Annotated in this window: 10 protein-coding genes; 3 read left to right on the top strand and 7 right to left on the bottom strand. The window is 67.3% G+C overall.

What is annotated here, in order from left to right:
- Positions 1 to 47: 47 nt before the first annotated feature.
- From HZI36_RS01315 to HZI36_RS01305, 3 genes are read right to left on the bottom strand one after another with little or no spacing between them, the layout of a single operon-like run.
- Positions 48 to 2,507 (bottom strand): glycosyltransferase family 4 protein, encoded by a 2,460-nt coding sequence (locus tag HZI36_RS01315; protein WP_179400800.1) that lies wholly within the window; start codon positions 2,505 to 2,507, stop codon positions 48 to 50.
- Complete coding sequence (locus tag HZI36_RS01310; protein ID WP_179400799.1) at positions 2,504 to 3,970, bottom strand: flippase; 1,467 nt, start codon at positions 3,968 to 3,970, stop codon at positions 2,504 to 2,506. The genes HZI36_RS01315 and HZI36_RS01310 overlap by 4 nt, the downstream gene beginning before the upstream one ends.
- 51 nt (positions 3,971 to 4,021) lie before the next feature.
- Positions 4,022 to 6,226 (bottom strand): NHL repeat-containing protein, encoded by a 2,205-nt coding sequence (locus tag HZI36_RS01305; protein WP_425485183.1) that lies wholly within the window; start codon positions 6,224 to 6,226, stop codon positions 4,022 to 4,024.
- A 445-nt stretch (positions 6,227 to 6,671) separates the two neighbouring features.
- On the opposite strand from HZI36_RS01305, the gene HZI36_RS01300 reads away from it, so the two are divergent.
- Genes HZI36_RS01300 through HZI36_RS01290 form a run of 3 tightly spaced genes read left to right on the top strand, consistent with a single transcriptional unit; the run spans position 6,672 to position 9,773 of the window.
- The gene (locus HZI36_RS01300; RefSeq protein ID WP_179400797.1) at positions 6,672 to 7,736 is read left to right on the top strand and encodes an acyltransferase family protein; all 1,065 of its coding nucleotides are present in this window, start codon (positions 6,672 to 6,674) and stop codon (positions 7,734 to 7,736) included.
- A gap of 50 nt (positions 7,737 to 7,786) precedes the next feature.
- The gene (gmd, locus tag HZI36_RS01295) at positions 7,787 to 8,830 is read left to right on the top strand and encodes a GDP-mannose 4,6-dehydratase (RefSeq protein WP_179400796.1); all 1,044 of its coding nucleotides are present in this window, start codon (positions 7,787 to 7,789) and stop codon (positions 8,828 to 8,830) included.
- Positions 8,817 to 9,773: a GDP-mannose 4,6-dehydratase gene (locus HZI36_RS01290; protein ID WP_179400795.1), complete on the top strand. Its 957-nt coding sequence runs from the start codon at positions 8,817 to 8,819 to the stop codon at positions 9,771 to 9,773. Before gmd ends, HZI36_RS01290 begins: the two co-directional genes overlap by 14 nt.
- Positions 9,774 to 9,823: 50 nt before the next feature.
- On the opposite strand, the gene HZI36_RS01285 is transcribed toward HZI36_RS01290, so the two are convergent.
- The 4 genes from HZI36_RS01285 to HZI36_RS01270 all read right to left on the bottom strand — a co-directional run bounded on the left by HZI36_RS01285 (position 9,824) and on the right by HZI36_RS01270 (position 14,453).
- Positions 9,824 to 11,167 carry an MFS transporter gene (locus tag HZI36_RS01285; protein WP_179400794.1) on the bottom strand — a complete coding sequence of 448 codons (1,344 nt, stop codon included), beginning with the start codon at positions 11,165 to 11,167 and terminating at the stop codon, positions 9,824 to 9,826.
- Positions 11,168 to 11,435: 268 nt separating this feature from the next.
- The gene (gene purF / locus HZI36_RS01280) at positions 11,436 to 12,977 is read right to left on the bottom strand and encodes an amidophosphoribosyltransferase (RefSeq protein ID WP_179400793.1); all 1,542 of its coding nucleotides are present in this window, start codon (positions 12,975 to 12,977) and stop codon (positions 11,436 to 11,438) included.
- Positions 12,978 to 13,028: 51 nt separating this feature from the next.
- Positions 13,029 to 13,523 (bottom strand): CvpA family protein, encoded by a 495-nt coding sequence (locus tag HZI36_RS01275; protein WP_179400792.1) that lies wholly within the window; start codon positions 13,521 to 13,523, stop codon positions 13,029 to 13,031.
- A 3-nt stretch (positions 13,524 to 13,526) separates the two neighbouring features.
- Positions 13,527 to 14,453 carry an SPOR domain-containing protein gene (locus HZI36_RS01270; RefSeq protein ID WP_179400791.1) on the bottom strand — a complete coding sequence of 309 codons (927 nt, stop codon included), beginning with the start codon at positions 14,451 to 14,453 and terminating at the stop codon, positions 13,527 to 13,529.
- Between the last annotated feature and the right edge of the window lie 20 nt (positions 14,454 to 14,473).

Raw genomic sequence — 14,473 nt, 5'->3', positions numbered from 1 at the left:
ACCTGCCCTACTCGCGCTTAACCACGCATAAGCACGCATAACCACGCTTAACCGCGCTTGGCCACCTTCGCGGTCTGAGCGAGAATCTCCCGCACACCGTCGACGTACGTCTTCGTTCCGAACCGTCGCAGCGCGGTCACCAGCCCGCTCGCGACGAGCCGCTCGCGCAGCGCCTTGTCGGTATGCAGCGCGTCGAGCGCATCGGCGAGCGACTGCGCATCGCCGGGCTCGCACAGCAGCCCGTTCTCGCCATCCTCGACGATCTCGACGACACCGCCCGCCCGCGCCGCGACCACCGGCCGGCGCGCGAGCATCCCTTCGACGATCACGCGCCCGAACGGCTCCGGCGTGATCGACGTATGCGCGATCGCGTCGACCGCCTTCATGCACGCGGCCACGTCGTGCTGAAAGCCGAGAAAATGCACGCGGTCGTCCATTCCGTGCCGCTTCACGTAGTCGCGCAACTGCGCCGCGTACTCGTCCTCGCCGAACAGCGGCGCGCCGACGAACACGACGTGCATGTCCGGATGGCTCGCGGCCGCGACGAGCAGCACGTGCTGCCCCTTCCAGTGCGCGAGGCGGCTGAACGAGCCGACGAGCCACGCGTCCTTCGGCAGCCCGAAGCGCGCACGCAACCCGGCCTGCGTCATGCCCGCGAGCGCGTCGAACGGCTCGGCCGAAATGCCGTTGTACACGACCTCGACGCGCTTCCGATCGAACCCCGTCAGCGCGATGAACGCCTGTGCGGATGCTTCCGAGTTCGCGATCACCTTCGTCACGCCGAGCCGCGCGCAGTGCTTGATCGCGAGCAGTTGCTTGCGGCCGAAATGCTCGGCGCTGACGATGTCGCGCAGATGCCAGACCACCGGCTTGCGCGCGATTCGCCCGGCGAGCGCCGCGACGACCATCGCGCGCTGCGTGTTCGCATAGATCACTTCGACGCGCTTCGCGCGCCGCGCGACGTCGCGCACGAGCGCCGCCAGCCCCTTCGCCGCACGCCACGACACGCCGCCCTGCTTGCGCACGCCGTCGAGCGCGCGCTGCCCGACGACGTCGACGCGCGCGCCGATCTCGTCGAGCGCCGCGCGAAACGGCCCGTCGTCGAACAGCACCACGTCGGCGTTGACGCGCATGTGCTTCATGATTTCGAGCAGCGACAGCTCCGCGCCGCCGAGCACGCCGCTCTGGTCGAGCACGAGCGCGGCCGGGCCGCCCGGTGCGATCGCCGTGAGCGCGCCGTCGACGGCGCCGCGCCGCGCGGTCGCGCCGGGCAACGCGTCCTCGACGTGTTCGAGAAAGCGCCGCCGGAAATCGGCCGCGGAAAACCGCTCCGCGTTCTCACGACATGCATCGGGCGTGAACCGCGACGGATCCCGCTCGAAATCGTCGATCGTCGCGACGATCGACTCGACCGACTGCGCGTCGAAGAACAGCCCGGTCGGCTGCGTGTGCGAGCGCGGATCGCGCACCGTCTCGAGCGCGCCGCCCTTCCCGTACGCGATCACCGGCGTGCCGCACGCCTGCGCCTCGACGACCGAGATGCCGAAATCCTCCTCGGCCGCGAACACGAACGCCTTCGCGCGACGCATCCGGTCATGCAGCACATCGAACGGCTGATAACCCATGATCTCGACGTTCGGCCCGGCCTTCGCGCGGATCTTCTGCATCTCGGGGCCGTCGCCGATCACGACGAGCTTGCGCTCCGGCATCCGCGCGAACGCATCGACGATCAGATCGATCTTCTTGTACGGCACCATCCGCGATGCGGTCAGATAGAAATCCTCCTTGACCGGATTCGGCGAAAACGATTCGACGTCGACCGGCGGAAAGATCACCGTCGCGTCGCGCTGATAGACCTTCCTGATCCGCCGCGCGATGAACGCGGAGTTCGCGACGAAGCGATCGACCGAGTTCGCGGTGCGCGTGTCCCAGTTGCGGATGTAATGCAGCATCATGCGCGCGAGCATCGACTTCGGCCCGCGCGTCAGGTTCGACTGCTCGAGATACTGGTGCTGCAGATCCCACGCGTAGCGGATCGGCGAATGCACGTAGCTGATGTGCACCTGGTCCGGCCCGGTCAGCACGCCCTTCGCGACCGCGTGGCTGCTCGAGATCACGAGGTCGTAACTGGACACGTCGAGTTGCTCGATCGCGAGCGGCATCAGCGGCAGATAGCTGCGGTATTTCGTGCGCGCGAACGGCAGCTTCTGGATGAACGACGTCGTCACCCGCTTGCCGCGCACGAACGTCCGGTCGTCGAGAAAATCGACGACGCCAAACAGGTCCGCCTCCGGAAAGCACGCGATGATCTGCTCGAGCACGCGCTCGGCGCCCGCATACGTGACGAGCCAGTCGTGCACGATCGCGACGCGCAGCGGCGGCGCCGCCGCCTCGCGCGCGTCCGGCGTTTCCGCCCGCTCGGCGCGGCGCAGCATGTCGCGCACGTCGTCGGCAACGGTGTTCTGGATCACGTGTTCCGTCAAATGTTCCGTCAAATCGCGATTCATGTGCTTTTCCTCGTGTTGAGACGCACGAGCAGCCCGCGTGCGAGCGTGCGCAGCGCCGGCGTCATCGTCAGCGACCACGCGACGTTCAGCGCGAGCACGACGACGCACATGCCGATCGATTCGCCGAGCGCGGGCCATGCGTGCGCGAGATACAGGCTCGCCAGCAGGAAGACGAGATGCGCGGCCATATCGAGCGCGATCGGCCGCATGCGGATCGCCGACAGGTAGAGCAGCACACCGTAGTCGACGAGCGCGCGCATCGCGACGACCACCGCCGCGCCGATCAGCCCGAAATGATGGATGCCGAACCACAGCCCGCCGACGAAAAACGGCATCTCGACGAGCCCGGCGAGCGCCGCGCGCGCGGGGTTGACCTGCGACTGGATCAGGATCCGCGTGACGCTCGCCTGCCCGACGAGCCACACGCTGATCACGAGCACGCGCCCGACCGGCGCGGACAGCGTCGCGATGTCGTGGCCGACCCACAGATTCAGGAACGGCTCGAGCGCGAAGATCGCGACGATGCCGACCGGCGTGAACACGCCGTTCAGGAATTCGAGCGACTGGCGCGCGAGCGAATCCGCATGATCGCGCCCGACCGCCGACAGACGCGGAAACAGCGTGCGCACGAGCGCGTTCGGCAGCATGTTCAGGCGCTGGACGAGGTTCTGCGGCACCGTGTAGTACGTGACCGCCTTCGCGCCGAGGCCGCCGCCGAGCATCACGCGATCGAGCGTGTCGCCGATCATGCTCGTCGTGCTCGCGATCAGCATCCAGCCGCCGAAGTTGAAGAGCCCCTTCGCGGTGCCCCACTGAGGCGGCTCGATGCGGCGGATGCCGAGCACCTTCAGCGCGCCGTGGCCGAGCATCAGCGCGGCGATGAAGCGCGCGGCGACCGCGGCCGCGAGCACCGTCTGCAGGTTCGGCGCGATCCACCACGCGGCGGCGAGCGGCAGCATCTGGAACAGGAACGTGCCGATCGTCTGGTTCGTGTTGTACACGCCGAAACGCTCGGCGCCGTTGATCGAGCCCGCGAATACCCACGATACGTTCGCGAGCGGAATCGCGACCGCGAGCCACGGCAGCGCGCGATATACCTCGTGCTGCAGCGTGGCCGACACCTTCGTGAAGTACGCGGTATAGATGAACGCGCCGAAATAGATCAACAGCCCGCCGACGATGCCGGTCCCGAGATTGAGCCAGAACGCGCTCCAGAACACGCGCGCGCTTTCCTCGGCGTCGCCGCTCGCGCGCGCCTTCGAGATGTGGTTCTGCGCGGCCATGCTCATCCCGAGATCCAGGACCCCGAAATAACCGATCAGCGTCCACACGAGGCTCACCACGCCGTAGCGCTCGACGCCCAGCGCCTTGATGTACGCGGGCACCGTCATCAGCGACACGAAGGTCGGCAATATCAGCCCGCAGAAATTGATGGCGACGTTCTTGAGAATCCCTTTGTCCATGCTCCTGCCTTGTACGGGGTAAAACCGATGCGCGCGTTCGTCGACCGACGATCACGGCTTCCAGCGATACATCAGCACCTTGCCGCGCGCATCTTCCTCGACGAACACCAGGTACTCGCCGTTCTCGCGCCTGAACGCGCTGATGCCGAACGGCACGTCGACCCAGCCCGACGCGCGCCCCACTTCGGGCCCCGGGCTCATCACGCCGACTTCCCTGCCGGTGTCCTTGTCATACACGTGGATCTTGCCGACCGGCTCGACCGCGAACAGGTAACGGCCCTCGACCGTGATGCTGGAAAGCGTCAGGATCGGTTTCGCGTCGAGCTGCCACGGCAGCGCGATCGTGTAGCGCGCGACGGGCGAGCCGGTCGACCATTTGTCGTAGCGCACCAGCACGCGCCCGACCTCCTTCGAGATCCCCGGCGCGGGCGGCGCGTCGGCCGTATAGCCGGTCACGTACAGCGAATCGGTGCGCGGCTCGTAGATCGCGCGGCGCAGCGCGACGAACGGCTGCGGCATCGGATAGGTCGTCAGCTTCGAATACGAGTAGATCGGGTTGCCGGCCCTGTCGATGCCGCCGTAACGGAAGCGATGAATGCCGCGCGTGTCGCTCGTGCGCCAGATGTCGCCGTTCGTGTCGACCCACCAGCCCCAGCCGCCCGCGAGCCCCTTGCCGGACGAGTTCTTCTCGAACTCGTCCGCGTCGAAGCGGCCGTTGCCGTTCGCGTCGCGCCAGATCCAGTCGCCGCCCGCCGGCCGGTTCGGCACCTTGTCGACCTGCCGCGCGCGGCCCGCGATCAGCCCCGACGGAATCGCGGTCTCGCCGTCGCGCTTCGGATCGAAGCGGTAGATCTTCAAGTGATCCGCGTACATGTCGGTCAGATAGAGGAACGTATGGCCGTCGATGCGCCGCGCGATCGGCGTGCCGGGCCACTGATCGGTATCGAACACCGGATCGTCCGGATACCTGAACCGGTTCGACAGGAATCCGACGTATTTCCAATCCTGGCCGGCCGGCTTCGACAGATCGAGCTCGAAGCGCTTGTTGCCGGTATAGACGCTGTCCGGCCGCGCGGGATCGATCCACGCGCCGTCGACGAACAGTAGCCCCTGCACCTGCCAGCGCAGCGCACCGTCGGGCGCATAGCTTTCGAGCACCGCACCGAGGCCGGCGCCCGTCGTGCCGAGACGCGGCCCGACGCCGTTCATCGCGACGTAGACGTTCCCCGCACGATCGACGCCGACGCCGGTCAGCCCGTTGAAGCGCCGCGGCCCGGGCCGCCCCGGCGTGCCGGAGAAAATCCCGCCGCGCTCGCCGAGCGCGCCGCTCGGCGCATACCGTCCGCCGTTCTTCGAGAAGGTCAGGATCTGCTGGCGCGGCCCGTTGTCCGCGATCAGCACGCGACCTTTCGCATCGACCGCGACGTCGACCGCGTCGGTGTTCTCGGGCAACACGGGCGCGTCGTCGATCGGGCGGCCGTCCGCGCGGTAGTGCCCGAGATGCGCGGGGCCGTGCAGCGTATCCGTCAGCAGCCACAGCGTGCCGTCGTTCGCGAGCGCGATCCGGCCCGGCTCGTGCGCGCTCCACGCGCCCTTTTTCTGCAGCGTCTGCGCGTCGTACACGTCGACGCCGTCGTGCATCGGATCGGTCGCGAAGAGCGTGCTGTCGTCGGCCGCGAGACCGCCAACCTCGGCCTTCGTGCCCGTCGGCACGTCGTTGACCATCAGAAAGCTCGCGGCCATCCGCGCGCGCACTTCCGTCGCACGCGCATCCAGTGCGTTCACGCTGCGCAACGGCGCCGGCTCGCGCATATCGGCAATCGAGCGCCGCGAGATGCCGAACCACTGGTGGCCCTTGTCCGGCCACACGCCCGGCGCCACGAGCCGGCCCCGCTCGTTGCCGACGCCGATGCCGATATACACGTACTTGCTGTTCACCGCGATCGCGTTGCCGCCGCTATCGCCCCAGCCGTGCGTGCCGCCGGCGAAGCCGAGCATTTTGCCGTCCTGATAGACGCTCGCCTCCGCGCCGCTCTCGTCCCACGGCGCGTTCGTATAGACCTTGCCGTCGGGCGCCACCGCGATCGCGTGAATATCGATCTGCGTCCAGGTGCCGTCGCCGTAGCCGAACGTGTTGCCGATCCACGAGGTCGTCGCGGGCAGCACCGTCTCGGCCGCCGCGGCGCCCGCGAGGAGCGCCGCGCATATCGTGATGCCAGCCAGTATCGGTCGTCGCAAAGCGCCTCTCCAGAACATTGCTCCAGCGATCCGGCATGTCGATGCCGTACCGCGCGCACGCTTGCGAAGCGGCATCGCGGGCCGCGCGAACGCGGCATCGCTAAATAGGTTTCAAACGACGCGATGCAGGTTACAAGCAAAAATAATCACGAGAAATTGGGAAATATTTTTGGATGTTTCTGCGTGAAATATCGACTCCCGCCCCATCCGGAATCGCACGAAAAGCCGGCAACAACGACCGGATCTCGCGCCGAATCCGCACAAAATGCCGGGTTTCGCCGGGCATTTTGGCCGCTTCCGTCGGATGAATCGCCGCGTCTGTCGCGCATTGATTCCATACCGACCCCGTATTGCTCGTACTCCGAATCGGTATTTTCGATTTCGATCGATTGAATCGACGTGCGTTTTTTTGCCGATTTCTTTTCCCTAGAATCGATTTCGACTCGATATTCCTTTTAAACGCATGGATGACATTCACGCACCGGCCACAGGCGACCCCACGCGCCACGCACGCATCGTCCAGCTCGACGGGCTGCGCGCGATCGCGGTGTCCGCGGTCTTCCTGCAGCACGCGCTGAAAGCGCCGCTGTGGATCGGCGTCGACCTGTTCTTCGTGCTGAGCGGGCTGCTGATCACCGGCATCCTGCTCGAGCGCAAGGCGCGCGGCCAGTCGTACTTCGCGCACTTCTACGCCCGCCGCGCGCGGCGCATCCTGCCGCCGTACGGGCTGCTGCTCGCGGTGTCGACGCTGCTGTTCGGCGCCGGCTGGATGCACTACTGGCCGTGGTACGCGTTCTTCTCGACGAACATCGGGCTGTCGCTCAGCGGCATCGGTCACGACAGCCTGAACGTGCTGTGGTCGCTCGCGGTCGAGGAGCAGTTCTACATCTTCTGGCCGTTCGTCGTGCTGCTGTGCCCGGAGCGCGTGCTCGCGTGGGTCGCGGCCGCGCTGATCGTCGCAGCACCCGTGCTGCGCGCGATCGCGACGCCGTGGTTCGCGTCGTTCTGGCCGATCTACTACCTGACGCCGTTCCGGATGGACCTGCTCGCCGCCGGCGCGCTGCTCGCGGTCGCGCTGCGCCGCGACCGGCGCGCACTCGAGCCGTTCTATCCGCTCGCGATCGTCGTCGCGCTCGCCGCGCTCGGCGCGCTCGGCTGGCTGCACGTGTCGAACCCGCGCTTTCGCGCGGCGAACACGCCGCTGTCCAACGCGATGCTGTACAGCATCTCGCTGCTGCTCTGCACGTCGATCGTCGTGATCGCGCTGCGCGGGCGCGGCATCGTGCAGCGCGTGCTGACGCACCCCGCGCTCGTCTACGTCGGCACGGTCAGCTACACGATCTACCTGATCCATCTGAGCGTGCTGTACGCGCTATGGCCGCTGCATCTGAACCGCTACGCGAGCGCGGCGCTCGCATTCGCGATCACGCTCGCGTACGCCACCGCGACCTGGTACGGCTTCGAGCGGCGCCTGACGCGCGGCCCCGCGCGCCGGCCGCTGCCGGTCGTGACCCGCACCACCGCGTGAAGCGCGCGCCTCGCCTGACTTCTTCTCCATCGTTCGACTAGGAAACCGCCATGAGCCACACTCGCAAGGCCATCATCACCGGGGTATCGGGCCAGGACGGCGCCTACCTGACCAAGCTGCTGCTCGACAAGGGCTACCGCGTCACGGGCACGTACCGCCGCACGAGCTCCGTCAACTTCTGGCGCATCGCCGAGCTCGGCGTCGACACGCATCCGAACCTGACGCTCGTCGAACACGACCTGACCGACCCGGGCTCGAGCCTGCGCCTGCTCGAACGCACGCAGGCAGACGAGCTGTACAACCTCGCCGCGCAAAGCTTCGTCGGCGTGTCGTTCGACCAGCCGAACACCACCGCCGAAGTCACGGGCCTCGGCACGCTGAACCTGCTCGAGGCGATTCGCGTGGTCAGTCCGAACACGCGCTTCTATCAGGCTTCGACCTCCGAAATGTTCGGCAAGGTGCAGTCGATTCCGCAGACCGAGGCCACGCCGTTCTATCCGCGCAGCCCGTACGGTGTCGCGAAGCTGTTCGCGCACTGGACGACCGTGAACTACCGCGAGTCGTATGGGCTCTTCGGCAGCAGCGGGATCCTGTTCAACCACGAGTCGCCGCTGCGCGGCCGCGAGTTCGTCACGCGCAAGATCACGGATACCGTCGCGAAGATCAAGCTCGGCAAGGCGACGCGCGTCGAGCTCGGCAATCTCGACGCGAAACGCGACTGGGGCTTCGCGCTCGAATACGTCGAGGGGATGTGGCGGATGTTGCAGGCCGACGAGCCCGATACCTACGTGCTCGCGACGAACCGCACCGAGACCGTGCGCGATTTCGTGCGGATGGCGTTCGCGGCGGCCGGCTACCAGATCGAGTGGACTGGCAAGGGCGAGAACGAGCGCGGCCTGAATGCGGCGACCGGCGACGTGCTCGTCGAAGTGAATCCGAAGTTCTATCGTCCGGCGGAAGTCGATCTGCTGATCGGCTGCGCGGACAAGGCGAGAAGCCAGCTCGGCTGGGAACCGAAGACGACGCTCGAACAGCTTTGCCAGATGATGGTCGAAGCGGATCTGACGCGGAACCGGCACCATGACACGTTCTGACCGCCCGGCGTCGCGCGGCGCGCCCGGCCGCCGCGCGTTCGTGACCGGCATCGCCGGCTTCACGGGCCGCTACATGGCGGAACGTCTCGAAGCGGCCGGCTATGACGTATGGGGCACGGTCGCGCCGGGCGCGCCGCTGCCCGACGATCCGGTGCTGCGCCGCGCGACGCTGCTGCCGGCCGACCTGCTCGACACGGACACGCTGCATGCAGCCGTCGCCGATGCGCGGCCCGACGCGGTCGTGCACCTGGCCGCACGCGCGCACGTCGCGCAGGACGAGCCGCGGCAGACCTACCTCGTGAACGTCGTCGGCACGCGCAACCTGCTCGCGGCGCTCGCGGGCCTCGACCGGCGACCGTCGGCCGTGTTGCTCGCGAGCAGCGCGAACGTGTACGGCAACGCGACCGGCGGCGTGCTCGACGAAGCGGTGCCGCCGTCGCCCGCGAACGATTACGCGGTCAGCAAGCTCGCGATGGAATATGTGGCGAAGCTGTGGCTCGACCGCCTGCCGATCGTGATCGCGCGCCCGTTCAACTACACGGGCGTCGGCCAGGGCGACGCGTATCTGCTGCCGAAGCTCGTCGCGCACTACGCGCGCGGCGCGCCGCGCATCTCGCTCGGCAATCTGGACGTGAGCCGCGATTTCTCCGACGTGCGCGACGTGACGGCCACGTATCTGCGGCTCGTCGAAGCCGCGCCCGCGGGCGAGACGTTCAACGTCTGCTCGGAACACGCATATGCGCTGAAGGAAGTGCTCGCGATGCTCGCACGGATCGCCGGCTACGTGATCGACGTGACGATCGATCCGCGTTTCGTGCGCGCGAACGAGGTGAAGATGCTGCGCGGCTCGCGCGACAAGCTGCGCCGCGCGATCGGCGAGCTGCCGGTCACGCCGCTCGACGACACGCTGCGCTGGATGGTCGACGACCTGCGCCGCGCGTGATCCGGCGGCCCGCAAGCGGGCGCTCAGCTTGCGTCACGGCTCCGCTTGCGTCACGAACGGCTCGACGGCATCGCGGCAGCGGCCGCGGTGGATCGCGTCGCGCGCAATACGATCGCGCCGGCCACGAGATAAAGCGTGACGAGAAACAGCAGGCCCGGCACCGGCGAATCCGCGGCCGCAACGATCCACGCGGTGATCGAAGGCATGATCGCCGGGCCGACGTTGCCGAGACTGCTGATCAGCGCGATGCCGCCGGCGGCGGCTTGCTTCGGCACATACTCGCTGACCATCGTGAAGAACAGCGGCGTCATCGACGATTTACCGATCGAGCATATCGCCAGCGACGCGAGGGACCAGACGAGCAGGCCCTCGGCGAACAGCGTCAGCAGCAGGCCGAGCGACGCAAAGCCGATCGCCAGCAGAAAATGGCCTCTGCGCTCCTGCCGCCGATCCGAGCTGCGGCCGATCAGCACCATGCCGACCGCCCCCGCGAGCGCCGGCAGCGCGGCCAGCACGCCGACCGCGAACACGTCCCCCACGCCCCAGCTGTTGATCAGCGTCGGCATCCAGAACCCGATCGCGTAACTCGCGCCGACGAACAGCGCGTACGCGAACGACAGCGTATAGACCCCCGGATCGCGCACCAGCGCGCGCAGCGCCCCGTGGCCGGCGGCCGCCGTGTCTGCCCTGTCTGCGGTTTCCCGACGCAACAGGTCGAGCAGCGCGCGCTTCTCCGGATCGCTGAGCCATTTCGCATGTTCCGGCCGGTCCGCCAGCAAAAAGTACGCGACGATGCCGAGAATCGGCGCGGGCATCCCCTGAACGAGGAAAAGCCATTGCCAGCCGTGAAGGTCGAGCGCGCCATCCATGAATTTCATGATCCAGCCGGACAGGGGGCCGGCGATCACGCCGGCGAGCGGCGTCGCGATCATGAAGATCGAGATCGCCCTCGCGCGCCGCGCGCCCGGATACCACTGGGTCAGATACAGAATCACGCCGGGAAAGAATCCGGCTTCGAACACGCCGAGCAGGAAGCGCAGCACGTAGAACTGCGCCGGCGTCCGCACGAACATCATCGCGCAGGCGACGCACCCCCAGCAGACCATGATGCGCAACAGCGTCCTGCGTGCGCCGATGCGCTCCAGCATCAGGTTGCTCGGCACCTCGAACAGCAGGTAGCCGACGAAGAAGATGCCGGCGCCCGTCGCGTAGACGGTGTCGCCGAACGGCAGCGACTGCTTCATCTGCAACTGTGCGAAACCGATGTTGATGCGATCGAGAAAGGCGATCACATAGCAGATCGTCAGCAGCGGCAGCACATGCCGATCGATTTTCGGGAATGGCACCTTCACGGCGCGCGTGGCGCCGACGTTTTCCGGCTGAACGGTGGGCATGGACTTCTTCCGGCGATCGAAGACCAGCCATGTTAGCGAGCGAATCGCAACACGCTTTATCCGGACAACGGAAGAAATCTTGAGCAGTCCGTCCGATCGGCGATTGCGGCCGCCACGCACCGACCAAAACGTTAAAGTTTCTTAAATCGACGGCGTCCGAGACCGCGCACGGCGGGCGGCCCACTAAAAAGCCCGCTGTGCGTCGGCATCAGCGGGCTTCGTGCGGGTACGGCAGCGATCGACTCGGGCCGGCGGCCCCCGCCTTCGCTTACTCGACCGACAACTGCAGGTTCATCTGCGAACGCGCGGCGCCGGCACCGTCGCCGCCGGTGTCGCGGTCGGCCTGCGACGCCGGCGTCAGGCGCGCACGCTCGATCGAATCGAGGTACTCGGGCGTCACGTCGCCGGTGATGTACTCGCCGTCGAAACACGACGCCTCGAAGCGATCGAGCTTCGGGTTGATGTCGCGCACCGCGCGGCGCAGGTCGTCGACGTCCTGATAGATCAGGTGATCGGCGCCGATGATCTTCGCGACCTCCTCGTCGGTGCGGCCGTGCGCGACGAGCTCGCCGCGCGTCGGCATGTCGATCCCGTACACATTCGGATATTTCACCGGCGGCGCGGCCGACGCGAAGATCACCGACTTCGCGCCCGCGTCGCGCGCCATCTGCACGATCTCGTGGGACGTCGTGCCGCGCACGATCGAATCGTCGACGATCAGCACGTGCTTGTCCTTGAACTCGATGCTCATCGCGTTCAGCTTCTGGCGCACCGACTTCTTGCGCACCGCCTGACCCGGCATGATGAACGTGCGGCCGACGTAGCGGTTCTTGAAGAAGCCCTCGCGATACTCGACGCCGAGCTTCGCGGCGACCTGCATCGCCGCCGGCCGCGACGAATCGGGAATCGGCATCACGACGTCGATCGGCACGTTCGGCAGCTCGCGCTTGATCTTCTCCGCGAGGTAGTCGCCCATCCGCAGGCGCACGTTGTAGACCGGCACGCCGTCGAGGCACGAGTCCGGGCGCGCGAGATACACGTATTCGAACATGCACGGATTGAGGCTCGGATGCTCCGCGCACTGCTGGCTGTGGAAGTTGCCGGCCTGATCGATGAAGATCGCTTCGCCCGGCAGCACGTCGCGGACGAACTCGAAGCCGATGCCCTCGACCGCGACCGATTCCGACGCAACCATCCACTCGGTGCCCTGCTCGGTCTCGAGCTTGCCGATGCAGAGCGGACGGATGCCGAACGGATCGCGGAACGCGAGGAGCCCGTAGCCGGAAATCAGCGACACGATCGCATACGACCCTTGCACGCGGCGGTGCACGCCCGCGACCGCCTTGAACACCGAGGCCGGATCCAGCTCGAGGCCCGTCGTCGACAGCTGCAGCTCGTGCGCGAATACGTTCAGCAGCACCTCGCTGTCGGAGTTCGTGTTGATGTGCCGGCGGTCGATCCGGAACATCTCGTCCTTCAGCTGCTTCCAGTTCGTCAGGTTGCCGTTGTGCGACAGGCAGATGCCGAACGGCGCGTTCACGTAGAACGGCTGCGCCTCGGCTTCGCTCGACGCCGAACCGGCCGTCGGATACCGCACCTGGCCGATCCCGTACGTGCCGGGCAGACTGCGCATGTTGCGCGTGCGGAACACGTCGCGCACCATGCCGTTCGCCTTGTACATATGGAAATTGCTGCCGTCCGCCGTCGCGATGCCGGCTGCGTCCTGGCCGCGATGCTGCAGCAGCAGCAGGCTGTCATAGATCAGCTGGTTGACCGGGGACTGGGAGATAACACCTACGATGCCGCACATGGCATGTCCTTCAAGAATACAAAAACCGTTCCGTCCCGGCCGAACGCGTCGTCAGACGCGTATGTACTGGGCCATGCCGCTGGGCAGGAGCGTCTTCAGCTCGTGCACACCCTGTTCGGCCAGCGGACGCAAAAGCGCATTGCGCCAGAAATCCTGTTTCGGCAGCTCGGTGAATCCGGCGGCCGCCACCAGCAATACGACGAGCAGCGCGCCCCGGACCAGACCGAACATCATCCCGAGCGAGCGATCGATGCCGCCGAGCCCCGTCGCCTGCGCGAGCCGCGACAGCAGCGCGTTCGCGACGCCGGCGACGAACACGACGCCGATCACGAGCGCGGCGAACGCAACCACCCACTGCGTCAGCGCGCCGCCCGGCCAGTTGGCCGGAATGTACGGCACGACGAGCCCGACGTAGCGGCTCGCGATGATCACCGCCGCGATCCAGCCGATCAGCCCGAACACCTCGGAGACGAAGCCGCGCCATGCACCGCGCAGCGCCGATAATGCAATGACCGCCAATACAGCGTAGTCGAAAGCCGTCAGCATGCGTTATTGGGCCATTCCCGCCTCGCGAACCTTCGCGATCGCGGCCGACGCCGCCTGTCGATCCGCGAACGGGCCCGCGCGCAACAGTGTAGCCGCGCTGCCGTCAGCCTGCTTGCCGTGCTCGGTGTACGCGGGCACGCCCGCATCCTTCAGCTTCTTCGCCCAGGCCTTCGCCGCCGCCTCGCTCTTGAACGAGCCGAGCTGCAACGCGAAACGCGCGCCCGCCGGCGACGACGGCGTCGCGGTGGCGGAGTCGCCGCCGTCCGTGCCCGACGCGTCGGCGGCCGCGGCCGGCTGCACCGTCATCGGCGCGGGAGCCGGCGCGGCCGGCTTCTTCGCGGCCTTCTTCGGCGTGGCGCTCGCGGTCGTCGCGGTCGTCGCGGGCGTCGCGGGCGTCGCGGTCGTTGTGTTCGTCGCGGTCGTCGGCGCGGTCGTCGTGTTCACGGCCGGTGCCGGCGCCGGCGCGGCCGGCGTCTTCGTCACGGGCGCGGGCACCGGCGCGGCGGCCGTCGTCGTCGTCGCGTCGGACGCCGGCGGCGCGTCGTGCGCGACACCCGCCTGCGTATCGGATGCATCGGCCGCATCAGCCGCATCGCCCGAGTCGTCACGCGACGCGGCCGCGCGATGCGCGGGCCGGTTCGGGATGTCGATCGCGATATCGTCGGTCACCGGCTTCGGATGGGAATCGAGCACCATCGGCAACACGACGACGGCGGCGACGACGAGCGCGATCGCGCCGACGAGCCGGCGGCGCGCACGTTGCTTTTCAGGGAGGGTCGGATCAAGGAGAAGCGCGTCGGATTCCGGGCGCTCGGTGCGGCGCGAACGGCGTTCGACGCGCTCGGTGCGAGCGTTCCGGGTACCCCCGGTGCGGCTGCCGCGCCGAACGGGCGCGTCTTCGTCTTTTTTGCCGAACGAGAAAATTCCCATGAATGGCTGATTCCGTGCCC

The organism is Burkholderia guangdongensis, assembly GCF_013403875.1.
Taxonomy (GTDB): domain Bacteria; phylum Pseudomonadota; class Gammaproteobacteria; order Burkholderiales; family Burkholderiaceae; genus Burkholderia; species Burkholderia guangdongensis.
This window is presented reverse-complemented; position numbering and strand designations above follow the sequence as displayed.

Coding starts and splice junctions, on each gene's coding strand:
- HZI36_RS01290 (WP_179400795.1), top strand. CDS start 8,817: ATGACACGTTCTGACCGCCCGGCGTCGCGCGGCGCGCCCGGCCGCCGC.
- HZI36_RS01270 (WP_179400791.1), bottom strand. CDS start 14,453: ATGGGAATTTTCTCGTTCGGCAAAAAAGACGAAGACGCGCCCGTTCGG.
- HZI36_RS01310 (WP_179400799.1), bottom strand. CDS start 3,970: ATGGACAAAGGGATTCTCAAGAACGTCGCCATCAATTTCTGCGGGCTG.
- HZI36_RS01275 (WP_179400792.1), bottom strand. CDS start 13,523: ATGCTGACGGCTTTCGACTACGCTGTATTGGCGGTCATTGCATTATCG.
- HZI36_RS01285 (WP_179400794.1), bottom strand. CDS start 11,167: ATGCCCACCGTTCAGCCGGAAAACGTCGGCGCCACGCGCGCCGTGAAG.
- HZI36_RS01315 (WP_179400800.1), bottom strand. CDS start 2,507: ATGAATCGCGATTTGACGGAACATTTGACGGAACACGTGATCCAGAAC.
- purF (WP_179400793.1), bottom strand. CDS start 12,977: ATGTGCGGCATCGTAGGTGTTATCTCCCAGTCCCCGGTCAACCAGCTG.
- HZI36_RS01305 (WP_425485183.1), bottom strand. CDS start 6,226: ATGTTCTGGAGAGGCGCTTTGCGACGACCGATACTGGCTGGCATCACG.
- gmd (WP_179400796.1), top strand. CDS start 7,787: ATGAGCCACACTCGCAAGGCCATCATCACCGGGGTATCGGGCCAGGAC.
- HZI36_RS01300 (WP_179400797.1), top strand. CDS start 6,672: ATGGATGACATTCACGCACCGGCCACAGGCGACCCCACGCGCCACGCA.